19 protein-coding genes are annotated in these 19,565 nt (G+C 71.3%); 17 read left to right on the top strand and 2 right to left on the bottom strand.

Translation table 11 applies throughout. The features are described from left to right. Positions 1–88: 88 nt before the first annotated feature. From mihF to ACWEIJ_RS05835, 8 genes are all read left to right on the top strand, one after another. Complete coding sequence (gene mihF / locus ACWEIJ_RS05870; protein ID WP_030471603.1) at positions 89–406, top strand: integration host factor, actinobacterial type; 318 nt, start codon at positions 89–91, stop codon at positions 404–406. Further along, positions 403–999, top strand: a complete 597-nt coding sequence (gene gmk / locus ACWEIJ_RS05865; RefSeq protein WP_449836025.1) for a guanylate kinase — start codon at positions 403–405, stop codon at positions 997–999. The genes mihF and gmk overlap by 4 nt, the downstream gene beginning before the upstream one ends. Before the next feature lie 3 nt (positions 1,000–1,002). Beyond that, positions 1,003–1,281, top strand: a complete 279-nt coding sequence (rpoZ, locus tag ACWEIJ_RS05860; RefSeq protein WP_045313812.1) for a DNA-directed RNA polymerase subunit omega — start codon at positions 1,003–1,005, stop codon at positions 1,279–1,281. Positions 1,282–1,480: 199 nt separating this feature from the next. Beyond that, on the top strand, positions 1,481–2,734 hold the full coding sequence (gene coaBC / locus ACWEIJ_RS05855) for a bifunctional phosphopantothenoylcysteine decarboxylase/phosphopantothenate--cysteine ligase CoaBC (RefSeq protein ID WP_449836024.1): 1,254 nt from the start codon (positions 1,481–1,483) through the stop codon (positions 2,732–2,734). A gap of 38 nt (positions 2,735–2,772) precedes the next feature. Next, entirely contained in the window at positions 2,773–3,975 is a 1,203-nt protein-coding gene (gene metK / locus ACWEIJ_RS05850) for a methionine adenosyltransferase (RefSeq protein ID WP_449836023.1), read from the top strand. 285 nt (positions 3,976–4,260) lie between these two features. Continuing rightward, positions 4,261–6,207, top strand: coding sequence for a phosphocholine-specific phospholipase C (locus ACWEIJ_RS05845; RefSeq protein ID WP_449836022.1), 1,947 nt, complete (start codon positions 4,261–4,263; stop codon positions 6,205–6,207). A 58-nt stretch (positions 6,208–6,265) separates the two neighbouring features. After that, positions 6,266–8,725, top strand: a complete 2,460-nt coding sequence (locus ACWEIJ_RS05840) for a primosomal protein N' family DNA-binding protein (RefSeq protein ID WP_449836021.1) — start codon at positions 6,266–6,268, stop codon at positions 8,723–8,725. A 56-nt stretch (positions 8,726–8,781) separates the two neighbouring features. Further along, positions 8,782–10,668, top strand: a complete 1,887-nt coding sequence (locus ACWEIJ_RS05835; protein WP_449836020.1) for a beta-galactosidase — start codon at positions 8,782–8,784, stop codon at positions 10,666–10,668. Here ACWEIJ_RS05835 and ACWEIJ_RS05830 read toward each other — a convergent pair. Next, positions 10,647–11,120, bottom strand: coding sequence for a hypothetical protein (locus tag ACWEIJ_RS05830; RefSeq protein WP_449836019.1), 474 nt, complete (start codon positions 11,118–11,120; stop codon positions 10,647–10,649). The two genes, ACWEIJ_RS05835 and ACWEIJ_RS05830, sit on opposite strands and share 22 nt — an antisense overlap. Positions 11,121–11,185: 65 nt before the next feature. Here ACWEIJ_RS05830 and ggt point away from each other — a divergent pair, with 65 nt between their 5' ends. The 6 genes from ggt to ACWEIJ_RS05800 all read left to right on the top strand — a co-directional run bounded on the left by ggt (position 11,186) and on the right by ACWEIJ_RS05800 (position 16,958). After that, complete coding sequence (gene ggt / locus ACWEIJ_RS05825) at positions 11,186–12,955, top strand: gamma-glutamyltransferase (protein WP_449836018.1); 1,770 nt, start codon at positions 11,186–11,188, stop codon at positions 12,953–12,955. A 100-nt stretch (positions 12,956–13,055) separates the two neighbouring features. Beyond that, complete coding sequence (locus ACWEIJ_RS05820) at positions 13,056–14,603, top strand: PucR family transcriptional regulator (RefSeq protein ID WP_449836017.1); 1,548 nt, start codon at positions 13,056–13,058, stop codon at positions 14,601–14,603. Between the two features lie 85 nt (positions 14,604–14,688). Next, on the top strand, positions 14,689–15,948 hold the full coding sequence (locus ACWEIJ_RS05815) for an NAD(P)/FAD-dependent oxidoreductase (RefSeq protein WP_449836016.1): 1,260 nt from the start codon (positions 14,689–14,691) through the stop codon (positions 15,946–15,948). Positions 15,949–15,955: 7 nt separating this feature from the next. Further along, positions 15,956–16,126, top strand: a complete 171-nt coding sequence (locus ACWEIJ_RS05810) for a hypothetical protein (RefSeq protein ID WP_449836015.1) — start codon at positions 15,956–15,958, stop codon at positions 16,124–16,126. Between the two features lie 123 nt (positions 16,127–16,249). Next, positions 16,250–16,717 (top strand): GreA/GreB family elongation factor, encoded by a 468-nt coding sequence (locus ACWEIJ_RS05805; RefSeq protein WP_449836014.1) that lies wholly within the window; start codon positions 16,250–16,252, stop codon positions 16,715–16,717. Further along, positions 16,707–16,958, top strand: a complete 252-nt coding sequence (locus ACWEIJ_RS05800) for a DUF3040 domain-containing protein (protein WP_449836013.1) — start codon at positions 16,707–16,709, stop codon at positions 16,956–16,958. Before ACWEIJ_RS05805 ends, ACWEIJ_RS05800 begins: the two co-directional genes overlap by 11 nt. Before the next feature lie 4 nt (positions 16,959–16,962). Here the strand turns inward: ACWEIJ_RS05800 and ACWEIJ_RS05795 are convergent, their stop codons facing one another. Further along, on the bottom strand, positions 16,963–17,478 hold the full coding sequence (locus ACWEIJ_RS05795; protein WP_449836012.1) for a DinB family protein: 516 nt from the start codon (positions 17,476–17,478) through the stop codon (positions 16,963–16,965). 151 nt (positions 17,479–17,629) lie between these two features. Here ACWEIJ_RS05795 and ACWEIJ_RS05790 point away from each other — a divergent pair, with 151 nt between their 5' ends. The 3 genes from ACWEIJ_RS05790 to fmt are packed head-to-tail and all read left to right on the top strand — an operon-like array spanning position 17,630 to position 19,305. Continuing rightward, positions 17,630–17,779: a hypothetical protein gene (locus ACWEIJ_RS05790; RefSeq protein WP_449836011.1), complete on the top strand. Its 150-nt coding sequence runs from the start codon at positions 17,630–17,632 to the stop codon at positions 17,777–17,779. Between the two features lie 48 nt (positions 17,780–17,827). Then, complete coding sequence (def, locus tag ACWEIJ_RS05785) at positions 17,828–18,376, top strand: peptide deformylase (RefSeq protein WP_355439013.1); 549 nt, start codon at positions 17,828–17,830, stop codon at positions 18,374–18,376. Positions 18,377–18,378: 2 nt separating this feature from the next. Further along, positions 18,379–19,305 (top strand): methionyl-tRNA formyltransferase, encoded by a 927-nt coding sequence (gene fmt, locus ACWEIJ_RS05780; RefSeq protein ID WP_449836010.1) that lies wholly within the window; start codon positions 18,379–18,381, stop codon positions 19,303–19,305. The last annotated feature ends 260 nt before the right edge of the window (positions 19,306–19,565 follow it).

Below are 19,565 nucleotides of genomic sequence, written 5' to 3'. Positions count from 1 at the left end.
ACCTGACTGGGTCACGTTGTCCCCAGGCAATTGCGGTCGGTACGGTCGCGGCACCGATCCGAAAAGAATCCACACCACGGAGGAAATCGTGGCTCTTCCCCAGCTTACCGAGGAGCAGCGAGCCGCAGCGCTGGAGAAGGCTGCTGCCGCTCGTCGCGCTCGGGCTGAGCTCAAGGAGCGCCTCAAGCGCGGCGGCACGACCCTGACGGACGTGCTCAAGGCCGCCGAGAGCGACGAGGTCCTGGGCAAGATGAAGGTGTCCGCGCTGCTCGAGGCCCTGCCGGGCGTCGGCAAGGTGCGCGCGCAGCAGATCATGGAGCGCCTCGAGATCGCTCCCAGCCGTCGCCTGCGCGGTCTCGGTGACCGTCAGCGCAAGGCCCTGCTCTCCGAGTTCAGCGGAGAGTGAGTGACACCGGGACGGGGGCGGGTTCTGCCCGCTCCCGTCTCACCGTCCTGTCCGGGCCGTCGGGCGTCGGCAAGTCCAGCGTCCTGGCGGAGCTGCGCAAGCAGCAGCCCGATGTGTACTTCTCCGTCTCGGCGACCACCAGGAAGCCGAGGCCGGGGGAGGTCGACGGGGTGCACTACCACTTCGTCGACCGCGAGAAGTTCCAGCAGATGGCCGACGCCGGCGAGTTCCTCGAACACGCCGAGTTCGCCGGCAACCGCTACGGAACCCCCCGCAAGCCTGTCGAGGACGCACTGGCCGCGGGCAGGCCCGCTCTGCTGGAGATCGAACTGCAGGGAGCGCGGCAGGTCCGCGTGGCCATGCCGGACGCCCAGCTCGTCATGCTGGCGCCCCCGTCGTGGGAACACCTGGTGGACCGGCTGACCGGCCGGGGCACCGAGCACCCGGAGATCGTCGAGCGCCGTCTCGCCATCGCCCGCGAGGAGCTGGCGGCCGAGAAGGAGTTCGACGAGGTCGTCGTGAACGCCGACGTGCGGGCGGCCGCCGCCGAGTTGCTATCCTTGATGGTCGGACCACGAATCTCAGGAGTTTGACGAGTGATCACCCACACCGAGCTCGGTCATCTGACCGGTTCCCCGGAGGGCATCACCAACCCGCCGATCGACGACCTGCTGGAGCAGGTGAGCTCGAAGTACGCGTTGGTGATCTACGCCGCGAAGCGTGCCCGCCAGATCAACGACTACTACGCGCAGCTCGGCGAAGGCCTGCTCGAGTACGTCGGCCCGCTCGTCGAGCCGGGCCCGCGTGAGAAGCCGCTGTCGATCGCGCTCCGCGAGATCCACGCGGGTCTCCTCGAGCACACCGAGGGCGAGTGAGGTTCGAAGACGCTGGGTGAGGTGTGGGCCGCGACTCCGCCCGAGGTGTGTCCTCGGAGAGCGAGGACCAGATCGTCACGCCGTGTCTTGTGGGGGCCGAGCCCCCACACCCCACGCCGGGGGCAAGCCCCCGGGACCCCCAACGGGTTCCTCCTTGGTGAGGCGGGACCATCGTCGGTCGTTCCTCACTGGAGAGCTGTTGACTGCCGCTTCATCTGACGCTGATGCCCCCGCGAAGCCCAGGATCATCCTGGGCGTCGGCGGGGGCATCGCCGCGTACAAGGCCTGTGAGGTTTTGCGGCGGCTGACCGAATCCGGCCATTCCGTGCGGGTCGTCCCCACCGAGGGCGCGCTCAAGTTCGTGGGAGCCGCCACGTTCGAGGCGCTGTCCGGCCAGGTCGTGACCGCCGACCCGTTCGACGACGTGCACGAGGTCCCGCACGTCAAGCTCGGGCAGAACGCCGACCTCGTGGTGGTGGCCCCGGCGACCGCGAACATCATCGCGAAGGCCGCTCACGGCATCGCGGACGACCTGCTGACGAACACCCTGCTGACCGCGCGCTGCCCGGTCCTGCTGGTCCCGGCGATGCACACCGAGATGTGGGAGCACCCGGCCACCCAGCACAACGTGGCGCTGCTCCGGTCACGCGGCGTCATCGTCGCGGAACCGGCGAGCGGCCGCCTGACCGGCAAGGACACCGGCAAGGGCCGGTTGCCCGACCCCGCCGAGATCGTCGAGCTCGCCCGGTTGCTGCTGGTGCGCCCGGACGCGCTGCAGCGGACACTGGAAGGCGTGCACGTCGCGATCTCCGCCGGCGGTACGCGCGAACCCCTCGACCCGGTCCGGTTCCTCGGCAACCGCTCGTCCGGCAAGCAGGGCTACGCGCTGGCGCGGGTCGCGGCCCAGCGCGGTGCGAGGGTGACGTTGGTCGCGGGCAACACCGCGGACCTCGCCACGCCGGCCGGGGTAGACCTGGTCCGGGTCGGTTCCGCGGTGGAGCTGCGCGACGCCATGCACAAGGTCGCGGCGGACGCCGACGTGGTCGTGATGGCCGCCGCGGTGGCCGATTTCCGGCCCGTCGCGCTCGCCGGGCACAAGATCAAGAAGACTTCCTCCGACCCCGACCCGATCTCGCTGACGAAGAACCCCGACATCCTCGTGGAACTCGTTTCCGCACGTCGGGAGGGTCAGCTGATCGTCGGGTTCGCGGCGGAGACCGGCGACGAGACGACCTCGGTGCTCGACTACGGCCGGGCGAAACTGCAGCGCAAGGGCTGCGACCTCCTCGTCGTGAACGCGGTCGGTGACGGCAAGGCGTTCGAGCAGGAGGACAACGCCGGGTGGCTGCTCTCCGCCGACGGCGCCGAGACGGCTATACCACATGGATCGAAAGCGCAACTGGCGTCCGTGGTGTGGGATGCGGTTACCGCCCGTTCCGGTGAACCTCAGTAAGCTTTTCCAGACGTCATGACAGCGAATAAGGAGTGTCCGTGAGCCAGCACAGCAGCAGGCTGTTCACCAGTGAGTCGGTGACCGAGGGACACCCGGACAAGATCTGCGACGCGATCAGCGACTCGATCCTCGACGCGCTGCTGGCGAAGGACCCGCGTTCCCGCGTCGCGGTGGAGACGCTGGTCACCACGGGGCAGGTCCACGTCGCGGGTGAGGTCACCACGGAGGCCTACGCCGACATTCCCACGATCGTGCGCGAGAAGATCCTGGAGATCGGCTACGACTCGTCCGCGAAGGGCTTCGACGGCCACTCGTGCGGCGTGAACGTCGCGATCGGCGCGCAGTCGCCGGACATCGCGCAGGGTGTCGACACGGCGTTCGAGAACCGCGTCGAGGGCGCGGCCGACGAGATCGACAAGCAGGGTGCGGGCGACCAGGGCCTGATGTTCGGCTACGCGTGCACCGACACGCCGGAGCTGATGCCGCTGCCGATCGCGCTGGCGCACCGGCTCTCGCGGCGGCTGACCGCGGTCCGCAAGGACGGCACCGTGCCGTACCTGCGCCCGGACGGCAAGACCCAGGTCACCATCGAGTACGCGGGTGACCAGCCGGTGCGCCTGGACACCGTCGTGGTCTCCACGCAGCACGCCGACGGCATCGACCTGGAGAAGCTGCTCGGCGTCGACATCCGCCAGCACGTCGTGCAGCCCGAGATCGACGCGCTGGGTCTCGACACCACGGACGTGCGGCTGCTGACCAATCCGACCGGCCGTTTCGTCATCGGTGGCCCGATGGGTGACGCGGGCCTGACCGGCCGCAAGATCATCGTCGACACCTACGGTGGCATGGCCCGTCACGGTGGTGGCGCCTTCTCCGGCAAGGACCCGTCGAAGGTCGACCGTTCCGCCGCGTACGCGATGCGCTGGGTCGCGAAGAACACCGTCGCGGCGGGCCTGGCCACCCGCGTCGAGGTCCAGGTCGCCTACGCGATCGGCAAGGCGGCCCCGGTGGGCCTGTTCGTGGAGACCTTCGGCACCGAGACCGTCGACCCGCAGAAGATCCAGCAGGCCATCACCGAGGTCTTCGACCTCCGGCCGGCCGCGATCATCCGCGACCTCGACCTGCTCCGCCCGATCTACGCCCCGACCGCCGCGTACGGCCACTTCGGCCGCACCGATGTCGACCTGCCGTGGGAGTCCACGGACCGCGCCGAGGCCCTGCGCAACGCCGCAGGCGCCTGACCCGGTCGCCACAACGGCCCGCTTCCCTCAAGGGGAGGCGGGCCGTTGCGCTTGGCGGGGAGCACGGGGGGTGCGTCTCGCCGGCCGCGCCAGGAGGGAGCACCGGCGCGCACCGGCGAGACGCGCCGCCTGGCCCGGTGACTTCGAGGGGGCCCGGAACAGGCGGACGACGTGCCCACGCATCCAGCGGAGTTCTCGGGACGCGTCCTGATACGCCGGCGGGCGAAGTCTTTGTTCATACCCGCGACGGTTCCGCGTCACCTGCCGAGACTAGAAACTCGTTCCATGTCGCTGTCTCGTCGCGGGTTCATGGCTGCTGTCGCGGCGGCCGGTGCGGGTGCGTTGCTGCCACCGTCGGTGTACGCCGCATTGGCCCGTGAACCCCGTGCGGGCGGGTTGCGCGCGATCAAGCACGTCGTGCTGTTGATGCAGGAGAACCGTTCGTTCGACCACTACTACGGCACTCTTCGCGGGGTGCGCGGGTTCTCGGACCGCAACGCGTTGCGCGGGGTGTTCGACCAGTCCGGCGTGCTGCCGTTCCCGGTGCGCGAGGCCGCGTCCGGGCGCGACGTCCAGTACATCGGCGACCTCGACCACAGCTGGAACGGCGGGCACACGGCGTTGCGCGGCGGGTGGAACGACAACTGGGTGCCGGCCAAGACCGCGGCCACGATGGCGTTCTACACGCGACAGGACATCCCGTTCCACTACGAGCTGGCCGACACCTTCACGCTGTGCGACGCCTACCACTGCTCGGTGCCGTCCTCCACCTCGCCGAACCGGAACTACTGGGTGTCGGGCTACACCGGGTTCGAGCCGTCCGGTGGCCGTGCGACCGGGAACGCCGCCTACAAGGAGGACGAGCACACCGGCTACACGTGGCAGACCTACCCGGAACGCCTTGAGGCCGCGGGGCAGTCGTGGCGGGTGTACCAGGAGTGGGACAACTTCCAGGACAACAACCTGGAGTTCTTCGCGCGGTTCAAGGAGATCGCGCGCAAGGTGCTGCCGCCCGGGTTCAGGTCGCTGGGCAGGCTGTACGCCACCGGTGACCCCGCGCTGATCGGCGCGATCGACCTGGCGAAGCTGACCCCGGCCGAGAAGTCGTTGTACGACAGGGGACTGCACCGCGTCCAGCCGGGCGGGCTCGGTGCGGCGTTCCGGGCCGACGTCGCGTCCGGGCGCCTTCCTGCGGTGTCGTACCTGGTTCCGTCCTCTGTGGACTCCGAGCACCCCGGCGCGTCGTCGCCCGCAGCCTCCGCCACGATCAGCTACCAGGTGCTGGACGCGTTGGCCTCCAACCAGGAGGTGTGGGAGTCCACGGTCCTGTTCATCACCTACGACGAGAACGACGGCTTCTACGACCACGTGCCGCCGCCGCGCCCACCGTTGTCCGTCACGGACGAGTACGTGGGTGACCGTCCGTTGGGGCTCGGTATGCGCGTGCCGATGATTGTCGTCTCGCCGTGGTCCGTTGGCGGGTATGTGTGTTCGCAGGTGTTCGACCACACGTCGATGACGCAGTTCCTGGAGAAGTGGACCGGTGTGCGGTCGGAGGAGATCTCCGCTTGGCGCCGGACCGTTTCCGGTGACCTGACCTCGGCGTTCGACTTCGACCGCCGCCGCACGTGGCCCGAGGTGGGAGAGCCCGCGCCGGTGCCGCCCGCGACGCCCCGATGGCGTCCCGTTCCGCCGTCGTCGCAGAAGATGCCCGAGCAGGAGCCCGGCCGCCGGCGTGCGCGCGCCCTGCCGTACCAGCCGGACGCGTCGTTGCGCGGGTCGAGCCTGGAGATGACGAACTCCGGTCCGGCGTCCGCGCACTTCGCGTTGTACCCGTACTCGGGCCAGTTCGCGTTGCCGCAGCACTTCGACGTCACCTCGTCGGCGTCGGTGGAGATCGTCGGTGATCATGATCTCGTTCTGCTCGGACCCAACGGGTTCCGTCGAGAGTTCGTCGGGTCCTCTTCTGGCAGTGCGCACGTGTCGTCGTCGGTGCGCGGCTACAGCCGTGTGCTGACTCTCACCTTCGAGAACACGGGCTCATCCCGGCTGACGTTCGTGCTCGGGCGGCGGCGGTACGTGGTGAGACCTGGCCATCGGCACGTGATCCCGTGGCTGACCGTGATGAACTCCGGCTGGTACGACCTGACCGTGACGGTGGAGGAGGAACCGCGGTTCCGCCGCCGTCTGTGCGGGCACATCGAGAACGGCCAGGAATCGATCTCCGGCTGATCACCTGTTCGGTGAGGTGCGGCGCGTGACTGTCGGAGGTGTCTGATACACCAGGAGCATGAGCGCGAAGACCGGGGCAAGACGGGGCGAACGAGTGCCCGCGGCTGTGCTGCCGGTCGCCCGGATCGTCGTGGACGTGCCGCTGGCCCACCTCGACCGCCCCTTCGACTACGCGGTGCCGTCCGAACTGGACCCGGCGGCCGTGCCGGGCTGCCGCGTCCGCGTCCGGTTCGCGGGCCAGCTCGTCGACGGCTACCTCCTGGAACGCGCCGAGACCTCCGACTACGGCAAGAAGCTCGCCTTCATCGAAAAGGTCGTGTCGCCGGAACCGGTGCTCTCACCGGAGATCGCCGCCCTGGCCCGCGCCGTCGCCGACCGGTACGCGGGCGGCATGATCGACGTCCTCAGGCTGGCGATCCCACCCCGCCACGCCCGCGCCGAGGCCGCCGCCTCGGGCGAACCGGCACCGCTGCCGCAGGTCCCGGCCTGGGTGAGCGCCGACACGACCACAGCGCCGGAGGCGGCCGAGCTCGACACCCCCTCCGGCATGTCCTCGGACGAGAGCTCACCGCCCGCGCCGGCGTCGCCAGGGCACGGCGAGCTCGATGCTCCTGCCGACGCGGCCGCGGGCACCTCGGCCGCGTCGTCTGCGGACTCCGCGTTGTCTGCGCCGACCCTGCCTTCCGAGCTCCCGGCGGATTCCGTGTCGTCTGCGCCGGTTTCCGGTTCTCCGGCGGACTCTGCTTCGCCTGCGGCGTCCCGGCTGGTTTCCGGGTCTTCAGCGGACTCTGCCTCGTCCGCGGTGTCCCGGCCGGTTTCCGGGTCTCCTGCGGACCCCGCCTTGCTCGCGGCGTCCCAGCCGGCCTCCGGCTCCCCGGCGGACTCCGCACCGCCTGCTGCGTCCTCCCCGCACGCCGAACCGCCCGCACCACCGATCCGGTCCCAACTCCCGCCGGTCCCCGCCGACGCCTGGTCCCGCTACCCCCGCGGCCCCAAGTACCTGGAAGCGCTCCGCACCGGCCGCCCGGCCCACGCCGTCTGGCAGGCCCTGCCGTCCGAGGACTGGCCCGCCCGCCTGGCCGAGGCGGCGGCCGCCGTCGCCTCCACCGGTCGCGGTGTCGTCATCGTCGTGCCGGACCACCGCGACCTCGCCCGCGTGTCCGAGGCGTGCGGCAGGCTCATCGAAGGCGTGGTGACGCTCTCCGCCGACCTGGGGCCGTCCGAGCGCTACAAGCGGTGGCTCGCGGTCCGCCGGGGTGTCGCCAGGGTCGTCGTCGGCACCCGCGCCACGGCCTTCGCGCCGGTCGCGAACCCCGGCCTGCTGGTCGTATGGGACGACGGGGACGACCTGCACGTCGAGCAGCGTTCGCCGTATCCCAACGTGCGTGACGTGCTGGTGCAGCGCGCCCACATGTCCGGGGCCGCGCTGCTGATCGGTGGTTTCGCCCGCACGGCCGAGGCCCAGTTGCTGGTCGAGACGGGCTGGGCGCACGAGATCGTGGCGTCGCGCGAGACGTTGCGGGCGGTGGCGCCGCGGGTGGTGTCGGTGGGCGACAACGAGTGGCAGGACGTCAAGGACCCCGCCGCCCGCACGGCACGCCTGCCGTCCATCGCCTTCGACGCGGCCCGGTTCGCCCTGACCGACTCGCCGGTGCTGATCCAGGTGCCGCGGCGCGGGTACGTGCCCGCCCTGGCGTGCGGGCAGTGCCGGGGGCCGGCTCGGTGCCGGCGGTGCGCTGGGCCGTTGGCGTTGCCGGGCGGGACCGAGGACGGGCTGCCGAAGCCCGCGTACTGCCGGTGGTGCGCGGCGACGGAGGCCGGGTTCCGGTGCCCGACGTGCGGGTCGCGGCGGCTGCGTGGCCAGATCATCGGGGCCCGGCGCACGGCAGAGGAGCTGGGGCGGGCGTTTCCCGGGCATCCGGTGCGCACCAGCGGGGCCGACGAGGTGCTGACGGAGGTGCCGGGCAGACCCGCTCTGGTGGTGGCGACACCGGGTGCCGAACCCGTGGCCCAGGGCGGGTACGGCGCGGTGCTGTTGCTCGACGGGTGGGCGTTGCTGGGGCGCGCCGACCTCAGGGCGTCCGAGGAGGCGCTTCGGCGCTGGATGACGGCCGCGGGACTGGTGCGGCCGGGCAACGGGCGGGTGGTCGTCATCGCGGACTCCGGCCTGACGCCGGTGCAGGCCCTCGTGCGCTGGGACCCGGTGTGGCACGCCGCCACCGAGCTCGCCGCGCGCACCGAGCTCGGGTTCCCGCCCGCGGTGCGGATGGCGACCGTCGACGGCACGCCGGACGCGGTGAACGCCCTGCTCGACGAGCTGCGGTTGCCGCCGACCGGCGAGATCCTCGGGCCGGTGCCGCTGGGTGACGACGAGACCAGGGAGCGGGCGCTGGTCCGGGTCGACCGCAGTGAGGGCCGTCAGCTGGCCGCCGTGCTCGCCGAGGCGCAGGCCGTGCGGACCGCGAGGAAGGAACAGGAGTTGGTGCGCATCAAGCTCGATCCGCTGGAGGTCCTGTAGGACTGGGCCAGACCAATCGTTGGCCGGTCACTGGCTGTGCATCTACGGTCACGCGCATGCGCCGCCGAAGCTTCCTCACGCTCAGCGCCCTGACGCCGTTGCGCACGCTCGTGGAACCGGTGCGGGCGGCCGGGCGGTTCGGGTTCGCGCCGGACGGCAGCGCGTTCCTGCTCGACGGCAGGCCGCTGCAGATCCGCAGCGGCGAGATGCACCCCGCGCGCATCCCGCGGCCGCACTGGCGGCACCGCATCCGCATGGCCAAAGCCATGGGCCTCAACACCATCGCGCTGTACGTGATGTGGAACTTCGTGGAGGAGAAGGAAGGCGTCTTCGACTTCACGACCGACCGGCGGGACGTCGCGGCGTTCATCCGTCTCTGCCAGGCCGAGGGTCTGTGGGTGCTGTTGCGGCCCGGCCCGTACGTGTGCGGCGAGTGGGATCTCGGCGGCCTGCCCGCGTACCTGTTGCGGCACAAGGACATCAAGCTCCGCGTGAAGACAGCTGACGACCCGCGCTACATGGCAGCCGTCACCCGGTACGTCCGCGCGTTGGCCAAGATCGTGCGGCCGCTGATGGTCGACAACGGCGGCCCGGTCCTCATGGTCCAGATCGAGAACGAGTACGCCTCGTACGGCTCCGACCGCGGTTACCTGGAAGAACTGCGGCAGCTCTGGCTCGCCAACGGCGTCACCGGCCCGTTCTACACCGAGGACGGCATCTGGCAGCTGCAGGCCAATCCGCCGATCGCGCTCGACGGCGCCGCGATCGCGTTGAGCGCGGGGGAGTCCGGCCACCTCGACCAGGCGCGCGAGCTGTACCCGGAGGTGCCGGTGATGGCGGGCGAGGTGTACCCCGGCTGGCTGACGCACTGGGGTGACCAGGACTTCTCCGGCAGGAACTCCGACATCTCCCGGCAGCTGCGCGAGTTCATGGCGCGCGGCCAGTCGTTCAACATCTACGTGGTGCACGGCGGCACGAACTTCGGCTTCTGGGCCGGTGCCAACGCCGACGACTGGTCCGGTGCCTACACGCCGGACATCACCACCTACGACTACTGCGCGCCGATCGGTGAACAGGGCATCGCGGCCCCGCGCTACCACGCCTACCGCGAGATCATCGGCTCGGCGCTGACCACACCGCTGCCGGCCGTGCCCGACGCGGTTCCGACGATCACCTCGCAGGGCCGTTCCTACGTGCCCACTGCCTTTGCGTCGTTGTGGGACAACCTGCCTGCGCCGATCGTCACCGATGACCCGCAGCCGATGGAGACGCACGGCCAGAACTCGGGCTACATCGTCTACCGCAAGCGAATTCCCGGCTACACGGGCGGCTCGCTCGACATCCGCTGGGTGCACGACTACGCGACGGTCTTCGTCGACGGCCGGTACCGGGGCGGCTTCTCCCGCACGTGGATCTCACCCGAGGTCGCCGAGGAACTCAACGTCACCAACGACAACCGGCCGCTCGCGCTTCCCGCTGTCACCGAAGCCCCGGCCGTGCTCGACATCGCTGTGGAAGGCCTGGGGCGCACCAACTTCGGTCAGGCGCTGGTCGACCGCAAGGGCATCCTGGAGTCCGTCACGCTCGGTGAGAGGCTGACCGGATGGGAGACGTTCCCGCTGCCGATGGACGACGACTGGGTCCGCGGGCTGCACCGCCGCGTCACCGACCCGGCGCGACCCGGCCTGTTCTTCCGGGCCGAGATCGACCTGAACACGGTCGGTGACACCTACGTCGACGTCTCGAAGTGGACCAAGGGCGTGGTCTGGGTCAACGGCAACAACCTCGGCCGCTACTGGAAGATCGGGCCGCAGCACCGCCTCTACTGCCCGGCGCAGTGGCTGCGGCGCGGGCGCAACGAGGTCGTCGTGTTCGACCTGCACCAGACCACGCCCGCGCCGATCACCTTGCAGGCCCGGCTCTACCCGGACGAGGAGTCGTAGTACGCACGCAGGTTCGCGATGTGGCCGCGGATGTCGTCGTCGGTGAGCCGCTCGTACTCGAGGTACTCGCTCATGTAGGTCATCAGGTCGGCGCGCTCGGGGTGGTCCTCGCTCGCGATCACGTGCGCCGTGGTGCCCGAGATGCCCGCGGGGAACAACAGGAAGCCGTCGATGCCCGCCATGGTGTCGAAGGAGGCGTTCTTGGCCTCCCACAGCGTCCAGACGTCCTCCTCGCGGCCGCACTCGGCGAGCAGCAGCGCGGCGAGGACCATCGTCTCGCTCAGGCCCCAGCCCTCGCGGTGGGCGGCGGTCTCCTCGGCCAGCAGGTGGCGCAGCAGGTCCGCGTCGCCCTCGCGGCGGTCGCGCAGGAGCAGGTGCAGCGCTTCCTCGCGGTCGGCCTCGTCGAGCGGGGTGTTCGCGAAATCCGTTCGCAACCGGTCAAGATCGATCACCTCCGCACCTTAGGCCTTCCTCAAGGGGCCTTGCCATCCGGTGGCAACGGAGTAGAAGTTTCCGCATGTTGCGAACGGTCGCCGTCCTGACGCTGTCCGTAGTCCTGGTCGCCCCTGCTCAGGCAGGCGCGGCGGAAACACCCGTGCGCGTGCCCGAGCAGGTCGGCTGGGGCGGTGCCGTCACCAGCGTCGACCCCGACGCGTCGCAGATCGGCATCGACGTGCTCCGCAGAGGGGGCAACGCCGTCGACGCCGCCGTCGCCACCGCTGCCGCACTCGGCGTCACCGACCCGTTCTCCGCGGGTATCGGTGGAGGCGGCTTCTTCGTGTACTACGACGCCCACACCGGCCGGGTGTCCACTCTGGACGGACGGGAGACCGCCCCGCGTTCCGCGACCGACCAGCTGTTCGTGGAGAACGGCAAGCCGTTGCCGTTCGCCGAGGCGGTGACCAGTGGACTGTCGGTCGGCGTGCCCGGCACGCCCAGGACGTGGCAGCAGGCCCTGCGCAGGTGGGGCACGCTGAACCTGCGTCAGGCCATGGCACCCGCGGAAGCGCTGGCACGGCGCGGTTTCGTCGTCGACCAGACGTTCAACACGCAGGTCGCCAACAACGCCGCGCGCTTCGCCGACTTCACCTCGACCCGCGACCTTTACCTGCCCGGCGGGAAGCCGCCGGCCGTCGGCAGCACGTTCCGCAACCCGCAGCTCGCCGACACCTACCGCGAACTGGCCCGCACCGACCTCGCCTCGCTGTACGGCGGACCGGTCGGCCAGGACCTGGTCAAGGCCGTCCAGCAGCCGCCGGTCGTCCTCGGTTCGACTCGCAACGTCCGCGTCGGCACCATGGAGATCTCCGACCTCGCCCGCTACCAGGTCGAACGCCGTGAGCCCACGCACTCCCGCTACCGCGGCCTCGACGTCTACGGCATGGCGGCACCGTCGTCCGGCGGCACGACCGTCGGTGAGGCGCTGAACATCCTGGAGTCGACGGATCTCGCCAAGGTCTCCGACGTCGAGTACCTGCACCGCTTCATCGAGTCGACGAAGCTCTCGTTCGCCGACCGCCTGCGCTGGGTGGGCGACCCGGCCTTCACCCGCGTGCCGACCGACGGCCTGCTCTCGCAGAAGTTCGCCGACACCCGCGCGTGCCTGATCAAGCGGGATGCCGTCCTGCCCGCCCCGCAACCGGCCGCCGACCCGGACCACCCCAAGGCCTGTGAGGCCACCGCGGGTCCGTCGAACCTGCGTGAGGACGCCGAGCGCACCACGCACCTGACGGTCGCCGACCGCTGGGGCAACGTCGTCGCCTACACGCTGACCATCGAGTCGGAGGGCGGCAGCGGCATCGTCGTGCCCGGCCGCGGCTTCCTGCTCAACAACGAGCTCACCGACTTCGAGTTCGTGCCCCCGACCGCCGGCGTCCCGCACCCGAACCTCCCCGGCCCCGGCAAGCGCCCGCGCTCGTCGATGGCCCCGACCATCGTGCTGGACCACGGCAAGGTCAAGCTGGCCGTCGGCTCCCCCGGCGGTGCCACGATCATCACCACGGTCACCCAGATCCTGACCGGGCGCCTGGACCGCGGGATGTCGCTGCGCGACGCCGTGGCCGCGCCGCGCGCCTCGCAGCGCAACTCGGCCACCACCCCGGCGGAGGCGGAGTTCATCGCCGCCGCGACCACCGCGGGCCTGCAGGCCATCGGTCACAAGTTCAGCCAGAACGCCGAGATCGGTGCCGCCACCGGCGTCGAACGGGCCTCGGACGGCCGCTGGCGTGCCGTGGCCGAGCCGACGCGGCGCGGCGGAGGTGCCGCCCGCGTGGTGCGGGTGGGCTGAGCACGAGCACGACGAGTCACCGGGTGGGGTGCGGGCTTCCGCGCCCCACCCGTTCGTTTCCGGACGGGTCCTGGGCTGACCCGGTGGCTACGGTGGGCCCATGGTGAGGCTGGACCGTCTGGTCAACGTGCTGGGTGGGTACGGGGTCCGGTTGTGCTGCTGTCCGGTGCCGCGGTCGGCGGAGCTGCGCGGAGTGGTGTTGCGCGACGTCACCGACGACCGCCCCGAGGTCGGCGACGTCCTCCTCGCCGTCGGTGCCGGTTCCGTGGCCGACGCGGTGCGGGAAGCGGTGTCGGCGCGGGCCCTCGTCGTGCTGGTGCGCGGCGGTGAGGACTTCCTGGCCGACGCCGTCGCGGCCGGCGAGGCCGAGGGCGTCGCGGTGATGCTGGCCGATCCGGCGCTGTCGTGGAGCCAGCTGGCGGGCGTGGTCTACGGCCTGGTGCTGGAAGGACGCGAGACCGAGTCCGGGCGGGGTCCCACCGACCTGTTCGCCCTGGCCGACAGCCTGGCCGACGCCACCGGCGGGGCGGTGACGATCGAGGACCAGCTCTCGCGCGTGCTGGCCTATTCGAGCCCGCAGCAGGAGGTCGACGCGGCACGGCTGGAGACCATCATGGGACGGCAGGTGCCCGCGTGGGTGCGGGACGTGTTCGACTCGGCGGGGGTCCGCGCCCATCTGCTGGCCTCCGACGAGCCGTTGTTCGTCGCCGGCAACCCCGCGCGAGGCCTCACCGGGCGGATGGTGGTCGCGGTGCGCGTGGGCCGTGAGCTGCTCGGGGCCGTCTGGGTGGCGTGCCGGGCCCCGCTCGACGGCGCCCGGAGCACCGCGCTGACCGACGGCGCCCGGACCGTGGCCCTGCACCTGCTGCGGTTGCGGGCCAGCGCCGACCTCGAACGCCAGGTGGAGTCGGAGCTGGTGCTCCGGCTGCTCGAGGGCACCGCGGACGCCGCGACCGTGACCAGTCAGCTGGGGTTGCCGCCGGGCCCGGCCAGGGTGGTGGCGGTCCGCGCGCACGTCGGCGACGAGCGGCACGCGGCCGTGCTGCTCGCGTTCGAACAGGCGACCACCGGGTTCGGCTGGTCGCGACCGGGCCGAAGTGCGTTGTCCGGCAACAGCATCTACACGATCCTGCCGGGCGAGAAGGTCGCCGCCGCGCGGGACTGGCTGGCGGCGCTGATGGCGGCGTTGCCCCCGAACGTGACCGTGTCCGCGGGGATCAGCGCGGTCGCCGAGGCCGCGGACCTGCCGGCCGGACGGCAGGAGGCGGACGAGTGCCTGGCACTGCACGAGACCAGGACCGGTGACACCGCACCGCCCGCGTACGACGAGTCGTGGGACGAGATCCTGCTGCAGCGCCTGCGCACGGCGGCACTGGTCGGTCGCACGCCCGCCCGCGGACCGGTGGCGGAGCTGCGCAGGCACGACGCCGAGCACGGCACCGGCTACGTGGCGACCCTGCGCGCGTGGCTGGAGACCCAGGGCGACCTGACCGCCGCCGGTGAGCGGCTCGGCGTGCACGTGAACACCGTGCGCAACCGGCTGCGCAGGATGAGCGAGGTGACCAGCCTCGATCTGGACGACGCCGGCAAGCGGGTCGCGATGATGATCGACCTCGCGGCCACGGTGTCGGAAACCGACAACCGCTGACCCCGCGATTGTGGGAAACGGACATCCGGTTCGTCCCCCGCTCCCCGCATCCTGGCATTGGGACAAGCGATGACAGGAGGCCGGAATGGTCGGCGGCGAGCGCCTCGATGGTGGTCCGCGCTCCGCGGTGGTGGTCGGGGCCGGTGCGGTGGGGCTGTCCACCGCGTGGTTCCTGCAGGAGCGCGGCGTGGAGGTCACGGTCGTCGACCGGACCGGTGTCGCGGCCGGCGCCTCGTGGGGCAACGCGGGCTGGATCGCGCCGGGGCTGACGATTCCGCTCAACGAACCCGCGGTGCTGCGCTACGGCCTGCGGTCGATGATCGACCCCGCCGCGCCGTTGCACATCCCGCTGACCTTCGACCCGAAGCTGTGGTCGTTCCTGCTGCGGTTCGCCGCGAACTGCAGGTGGCCGTCGTGGACGAGGGCGGTCAAGGCCAACCTGCCTCTCAACGAGGAGAGCATCGAGGCCTACGACGTGCTCACGGCGAACGGCGTCGCGGCGCCCACCGTCGACGCGCCGATCACCGCCGCGTTCACCTCCGCGGACCAGGCCGGAAGCCTGGTGCGAGAACTGCGCCGGCTCGCTGCCGCGGGACAGCCGGTCGACCACGCGGAACTGTCCACAACGGACTTGCGCGACCAGGCCCCGCTGGCCGGGCCCTCGCTCACCGCCGGTGTGCGGATCAACGGACAGCGCTTCGTCGATCCCGGTGGGTTCGTGCACGCGCTGGCCCGTGCGGTCGTCGCCAGAGGCGCCACCATCCGTTCGTTCGAGGTCGTCGACGTCCACGCGGACAACGCCGGCGTCACCGTGCGCTCCGGCAAGGGCAACGGTGTCTCCGCCGACGTGGCCGTCGTGGCGACCGGCGCCTGGCTGCCGGTGCTCGCGGCGCGGTCCGGCGTCCGCACCCCGGTCCGAGCCGGGCGCGGCTACTCGTTCACCGTGCCCGTGCGGAAGCCCGTCCACGGCCCGGTGTACCTGCCGGAAGCCAGGGTGGCCTGCACGCCTTACCAGGGCGGCCTCCGAGTCGCCGGCACCATGGAGTTCCGCGACCCGGACGCGCCCTTGGACACCGCGCGCGTGGACGCGATCATCGCCTCGGTCCGGCCACTGCTGGACGGCGTGCGGTGGGACGAACGCACCGACGTCTGGGTGGGTCCTCGCCCGGTCACCCCGGATGGACGAGCGCTCATCGGCGCAACGCGCACTCCCGGCGTCTACGTCGCGGGTGGGCACGGCATGTGGGGCCTGGCACAGGGCCCGATCACCGGACGGTTGCTGGCGGAGCAGATCACCACCGGCAAGCAACCCGCCGCCCTGCGCGAGTTCGACCCGCTCAGGTGACCACGACGTGGCAGCCGAACCGACCACCTCGCCGCTGACCGACGACGAGCGCGCCGAACTGGCGTGGCTGCGCAAGGAGAACGACTTCCTCCGGGTCCAGCGCGACATCCTCCTGCGCGTCGCCACCGGCTACGCCCACGACGTCGAAGCGCTGCTGCGCCGCACCGGCGCGCACTGACCCTTCCCCTGTCCGCGCGGGTCGCCGGGCCGACCGAACCCGGCCCGCACGGACGCCCCCGCCGTCAGGGCGGTACCTCCCCCCAGACCGCCCTGACGGCATCTACCCCGTCACGGAGGCACCATGACGAGCACCAGTCCGCGCGTGTGGCTGACCCCGCAGGCGCACCACCGGCTCCGCAACGAACTGACGTCGCTGCTAGCGCCGACCCCTACCCGGTTCGACGACGAGGCCCGCGCGTCCGGAGTCCTGCCCCAGCAGGCTCGCGGCGTGCGAATACGCGAGATCCTCGACCTGTTGTCCAACGCCGTCGTCGGCGAGGACCCGCCGGACGACGGCGTCGCCGAACCCGGCATGGTGCTCACCGTCCGCTTCGACGACACCGGCGAGACCGAGACGTTCCTGCTCGGCGTGCGCGGCGCGGAACACGGCACCATCGAGGTCTACTCCGCCGACTCACCGCTCGGAGCGGCCGTGCACGGCGCCCGCCGAGGCGAACAGCGCGCCTACCGGGTGCCCAGCGGCGCCACGGTGCGCGTCACGCTGCTGGACGCGGTGCCCTACGGCCGGATGCCGAACCGTGCTCAGTGACCGCGAACGCGAGACGCTGTGCGAGATCGAACGCCGGCTGCGGGACGAGGATCCGAAGCTCGCCCAGACCCTCGAACACACCGGGCGCGACGGCCGGCTCACCGGGCGCACCGCCGTGGTCGCCGTCGCGGGACTGCTGGGCGTCTTCCTGCTGGCGCTCGGGCAGCCCGCGGGGGCGCTGGCCTTCGCGCTGGTGGCCGGATGGGCCTGGGGCACGATGGCCCGCCGGACCCGGCACTGACCGTCTAGCCGGTGCGGCCGTCGATGCGTTCGCGGATCAGGTCGGCGTGGCCGTTGTGCTGCGCGTACTCCTCGATTAGGTGGAGGTATGCCCACCGCACCGACATCTCGCCCCGCTGCGCGTGCACGAAGGTGTCGTCGAGGTCCCGCGTGGCGGCGGCCGCGCGGGCCTCGGCCATCTCGGCGACGAGGCCCGCGTACTCGGCCTCGGCGCGGTCCGGGTCGAGGTGCGTGAAGGCGGCGTCGGGGTCGTCCGGCCGGCCGTGGCGGATCTTGACGTCCTGACCGGCCGCGCGGATGCGGAACCACGCCCGTTCCACGTCGGTCAGATGACGGATCAGGCCCAGCAGGGTGAGCGCGGACGGGGGAGCGGAGGGCGTCGCGAGCTGTTCGGGTGTGAGGCCGGCGCAGGTGCGCAGGAAGGTGGCCCGGTGGCGGTCGAGCACCGCCTCCAGCATCGGGCGCTCCGCGCCCACCGGTTCTTCCTCGCTCGGTTCGACTTCCGGTGCGATCCACGTCATGCGGTCATGATCTCGGTCGCATCGGCCTCGTGACGTGCGGGTGTCCGCCTTTCGGCCGAGTACCGCGCCCGATCGTCCCACCTCGGGCTGATGGAGTCTCGATACCGCAAGCCGATGCGAGCTGACCTGCGCGAACGGCACAGTTCACGGCATGACGACGACGACTGTTGGCACCGCCTCGGCGGCACACTTCAACTTCCACGCGTTGTTCCGCCCGGTGCTGACGGCGCTGCGGTTCACCGGCCACTTCCTCGTGGCGCTGGTGGGCGTGATCTTCCTCGGCAGCGCGTCCGAGCACTGACCGCGCTCCTCGTAGACTGGCCACCAGTCCACCACGAGGAGCACTGCGTTGACCGTCCAACCCATCCGCCTGTTCGGCGATCCGGTGTTGCGCACCCCCGCCGTCGAGGTCACCGACTTCGACAAGGAACTGCGCACCCTGGTCAAGGACCTGTGGGACTCGATGCAGAACGCGGGTGGAGCGGGACTGGCCGCGCCGCAGCTCGGTGTGGGGCTGCGCGTGTTCACCTACCACTGCGACGGCTTCGCGGGACATCTCGTCAACCCGACGTGGGACGTGGTCGGCGAGGAGATGCAGGACGGCCCCGAGGGCTGCCTGTCCATCCCCGGCATGTCGTGGGACTGCAAGCGCCACCTGCACGTCGTGGCCAAGGGCTGGAACATGCACGGTGAGCCGGTCGAGGTCGAGGGCACCGAGACGCTGGCCCGCTGCATCCAGCACGAGACCGACCACCTCGACGGCGTGCTGTTCCTCGACCGCCTCGACGCCGAGACCCGCAAGCTCGCCATGAGGGAAATCCGGCAGGCCGAGTGGTTCGACGGTACCGTCCCCACCTTGAAGCAGAGCCCGCACCCACTCTTCGGCAGGTCGAGCTGACCATGCGACTCGTGTTCGCCGGTACGCCCGAGGTCGCACTTCCCTCGCTGCGCGCCTTCATCGACTCTCCCCGCCACGACGTCGTCGCCGTGGTCACCCGCCCCGACGCCCCCTCCGGCCGCGGCCGCAAGCTGGAGCGCTCGCCCGTCGCCGCGCTCGCCGACGAACACGGCATCGAGGTGCTGACGCCCGCCAAGGCCGGCGACCCCGAGTTCCTGGACCGCCTGCGCGCCCTCGAACCAGACCTGTGCCCGGTCGTGGCCTACGGCAACCTGCTGCCACAGCGCACGCTCGACGTGCCGAGGTTCGGCTGGGTCAACCTCCACTTCTCCGTGCTGCCCGCGTGGCGCGGCGCCGCGCCCGTGCAGGCCGCCGTGCGCAACGGCGACGACATCACGGGCGCCTCGACGTTCCGCATCGTGCGCGAGCTCGACGCCGGCCCGGTCTTCGGCGTGGTGACCGAGAAGGTCCGCGACCGCGACACCTCCGGCGACCTGCTGACCCGGCTGTCCGAGTCCGGCGCCCAGCTGCTGCTGTCCACTGTGGACGGCATTGAGGACGGCACCCTGCGCGCCGTCGAGCAGCCCGCCGACGGCGTCACCTACGCACCCAAGATCACCGTCGAGGACGCGCGTCTCGACTTCACCACGCCCGCCGCGGCCGTCGACCGCCTCGCGCGCGCCGTGACGCCCGAGCCCGGCGCGTGGGCGTCGTTCCGGGAGGAGCGGTTGAAGCTCGGCCCGGTGACGCCCGTGGACGACGTGACGCTGCCCGCAGGCGAGATCCTCGTGGAGCGCAAGCGCGTGCTCGTGGGCACCGCGACCACCGCCGTGGCGCTCGGTGAGGTCCAGGCGCAGGGCAAGAAGCGCATGGCCGCCACCGACTGGGCTCGCGGTGTCCGCATCGAGGCGGGGGAGCGCATCGCGTGAGGCGCTCGGTGACGAGGTCGCCCGGCGCGGCCGCGCCGGATCGGTCGCCGGGCGGCGTGGTTGTGGTGGGCGTGCGGTTGGTGCGTGTTCGTCGTGGTGGAGTCGGGAAGTGCGTCGCGTGAGCGGCTGTGGTGTGAGGTTCTGGGGCGTGGGGTCCTGGGGCGTGCGGTTGGTGCGTGTTCGTCGTGGTGGAGTCGGGAAGTGCGTCGCGTGAGCGGCTGTGGTGTGAGGTTCTGGGGCGTGGGGTCCTGGGGCGTGCG

The organism is Lentzea sp. NPDC004789 (genome assembly GCF_053601075.1).
This window is presented reverse-complemented; position numbering and strand designations above follow the sequence as displayed.